Annotated in this window: 2 protein-coding genes; both read left to right on the top strand. The window is 42.7% G+C overall.

Going from position 1 to position 838, the window contains the following annotated elements; all coding sequences use genetic code 11:
• Positions 1-503 (top strand): WYL domain-containing protein (locus tag CUS_RS00595; protein WP_037275861.1); only part of this gene is annotated, 503 nt, incomplete at its 5' end.
• Positions 496-838: type I restriction-modification system subunit M N-terminal domain-containing protein (locus CUS_RS00590; RefSeq protein WP_002846885.1), on the top strand; the 343-nt coding region annotated here is incomplete at its 3' end. The genes CUS_RS00595 and CUS_RS00590, both read left to right, overlap by 8 nt.

Genomic DNA, 838 nt, shown 5'->3' with positions numbered 1-838 from the left:
TCTACTACTTTGATTTACACGAAAAGAGGAATCGTGTCTATCGTAAAGAAAAGAAACGATACATCACCGATCCTGTTGCTCTTGTATTCAGCGAAGACAACTATTATCTCGTTGCATACAGTCAGAAGTATCAGAACGCAGTGAATTACAGAGTTGACCGTATGGATACTGTTGAGGTCGAAGAAGAACCTATCTGTGAAGAAGCTCTTATCAAGAAAAGAAAGACAGAAACTTATACAGAACAGGTGTTTAAGATGTATAATGGTGAAGCTGAACTTGTAACGATGGAGTTTGCGCCAGATAAACTCGGTGTCATCTATGATAAGTTCGGAGAGAGCATTGAGATCAGACACGCTGACAAGGGCTGGCTAAAAATAAAAATTGCTGTACAGATAAGCCCGACCTTCTGGGGCTGGATATATCAGCTTGAAGATCAGATCAAGATTGTTTCCCCAGAGGGAATTAAACCGCCATTTGATATAAAGGAGTTTTACAATGATTGATAAGAAAATAGATGTAATGTGGGACGATGCGCCCGTAGATGTTTCCACCGAGGTGGGCTTCATTTGGTCTATCGCAAATAAGCTGAGAGGTACATACCAGAGCGACAAGTACAAGGATGTTATCATTCCTATGGTCATTATCCGCCGCTTTGAGTGTGCTTTGGAAGCTACGAAGCAGGCTGTTGTGGAGCAGTACAAGAAGAATCCTGCATATCCGGCAAAGGCGATGTGCCGTGTGTCGAGGTATCAGTTCTTCAATACGAGCGAGTACACCCTTGCCGAGCTTGTCAATGATCCAGACCACCTTGCAGCAAATTTCAGAAACTATATCGAGA

Origin of the sequence: Hominimerdicola alba 8 (genome assembly GCF_000178155.2) — a bacterium.
Taxonomy (GTDB): Bacteria; Bacillota; Clostridia; order Oscillospirales; family Ruminococcaceae; genus Hominimerdicola; species Hominimerdicola alba_C.
The sequence above is the reverse complement of the archived record's forward strand: the minus strand, read 5'-3'. Positions and strand labels throughout refer to the sequence as shown.